The 2015-nt window shown below is 32.8% G+C and carries 2 protein-coding genes and 1 tRNA gene; 1 reads left to right on the top strand and 2 read right to left on the bottom strand.

Going from position 1 to position 2015, the window contains the following annotated elements; genetic code table 11:
* Positions 1-214: 214 nt before the first annotated feature.
* A tRNA-Lys gene (locus E1171_RS12290) sits at positions 215-287 on the bottom strand.
* A 188-nt stretch (positions 288-475) separates the two neighbouring features.
* On the opposite strand from E1171_RS12290, the gene E1171_RS12285 reads away from it, so the two are divergent.
* The gene (locus tag E1171_RS12285; protein ID WP_155206303.1) at positions 476-1228 is read left to right on the top strand and encodes an SH3 domain-containing protein; all 753 of its coding nucleotides are present in this window, start codon (positions 476-478) and stop codon (positions 1226-1228) included.
* Positions 1229-1430: 202 nt separating this feature from the next.
* On the opposite strand, the gene E1171_RS12280 is transcribed toward E1171_RS12285, so the two are convergent.
* Complete coding sequence (locus E1171_RS12280; RefSeq protein ID WP_155206302.1) at positions 1431-1859, bottom strand: hypothetical protein; 429 nt, start codon at positions 1857-1859, stop codon at positions 1431-1433.
* Between the last annotated feature and the right edge of the window lie 156 nt (positions 1860-2015).

Genomic DNA, 2015 nt, shown 5'->3' with positions numbered 1-2015 from the left:
AAAAAAAAGAAGTTATTTCAAGATAATAAAATAATCTCCAAATCAGTCTTTCAAGAAAGAAAAATCAAAATGAGAATCAAAAAAAGGATTTTGAGGAGGACAAAGGAGAATTTATGCTGTTTTTTTCCTTTAAGGGAAGATTTAAAAAAAGTTAATAGTTGAGGCAATGAGAGTAATACAAAAAAAGGTCACCTTGTATGGAGGTGACCTTTTGTGACTTGGCTGGGGCTCGAACCCAGGACCCACGCCTTAAAAGGGCGTTGCTCTACCAGCTGAGCTACCAAGTCAGGAAATGTTAACAGAAAAAAATAGCTTCAATTGTATTGAAGCCCGGGTTAACATAAATTGCAATTTTGAAGAAAAATTGACAATCTAAAAATAAATTGTTCCAACACCTTCAAAATCCGATAAGGGACTTGATTTTACCTAAGCGATTCCCTTAATTGCGATGCAAAGGTAACAGCAAACATATAAAATGCAAAACATCCTATTAAAAAAACTGCTGATTTTTGTTCCCGTGTTTTTCTTCTCAATTGGGACTTTTTCGCAACCTGCTAGTACTCAAACTCCTGAAGAAAACCTTCAGTTGGGAGATTCACTTTTTCAATTGCAAAAATACACGGAGTCTTTTGAGATCTACCAATCTCTTCTTTCCCAACAGCAGGAATATTCACCCGCCATGCTATTAAAAATGGCTTACATAAAAGAAGGTCTTGATCAGTTTAGTCAAGCTCTTTATTATTTGAATCTTTATTATTTGGCAACTGCTAATGAAAAGGCCCTAGTCAAAATGCAGCAGTTAGCAGAGGAACATCAGCTGGATGGGTACCAAAAATCAGATCAGGATTTTTTTATGGGCTTCACCTACAAATATTATAATCAGTTGACCTTTTCCTTGTCGGCCTTTTCCTTCTTTCTTTTGGCTTTAATGCTCTATTTAAAGCGTAAAACAGGACGAAGGCCTTATTTTACCATTGGTCTGTTCTTTGTGATTATTTTTGGCCAACTTATTTTGGTAAATTTTGGCAAGTCTTATCATAAAGCGATTTTTAGTCAAGATAATAGTCTTATCATGAGTGCTCCTTCCTCGGCTTCTGAAGTTATAAAAATGGTTAACCAAGGACATCGAGTCCAAGTTTTGGACCATCAAGATGTTTGGGTGAAAATTCAAATGAATGGAATAACGGCTTTTACTAAAGAGAATAATTTGGAATTGGTGCAACTTTAAAAGTAAATGGAGGAGAGGTTTTAAAGGAATTGTTTTCTTAAGGTTAGTTTTTCCAACAGGTTCATTTTTCCAGCAGCTTTATAGTGAATTGGTAAAAAAGTTTCTTAGGATTCAATTCACTTTGAAATGTATGCAATGATTTGAAAAAAGTTGTCTGGGTGAGTAAGTGATTTTTTATTAATTGTTTTGGGGGACTAATTGACTAGTTGGATGTAGGACTTTTTACTAATCTATTCATTAATTCTATCATTTGTTCACGGGCCTTTAAAGTCTCATCCTTCGATTTAATAATACTTTCTAAATGTTCAACCTGTAAATTGGCCTTACTTAGTTCTGTTTCTAATTGAGTTATTCGTTCATCATCTTTTTCTATTTTTTCAGGTTGAATATTTTCAGTAGGAATAAGTAATATTGGTCCTTCCCCAGTGACTATTCGCTCAATATTTACCTCATTAAATCGCTCTTTCAACATCTCTAAATGGGTTAAAGTGACACTTTTTCTTTCAAATTTTATGTCAGATATTCCATTAGCATTTTCACTCATTACCCAACCAAAATCTTTTAAGGTCGTGATTTCACCTTTCTTTTTCAGCTCTAAATAAACCTCTATCAGTCTTTTGTTGTAATCCATTTTGTTAATATCTAAAAATATTTTCATAGGCTGGTAATAATGTGAAAATTTTACATTTTTTTTTGTAAAAATCATCTTTAAAATTAAAATTAATATGAAAAAATTACAATATCATCATGGCTCGGTTTATTAAACAAGGATTTGATTTATCAGAAT

This window comes from Xanthovirga aplysinae (assembly GCF_009711365.1).
Lineage (GTDB): Bacteria > Bacteroidota > Bacteroidia > Cytophagales > Cyclobacteriaceae > Xanthovirga > Xanthovirga aplysinae.
Note: the sequence above shows the minus strand (reverse complement) of the source record. Positions and strands in the feature narration are given on the sequence as shown.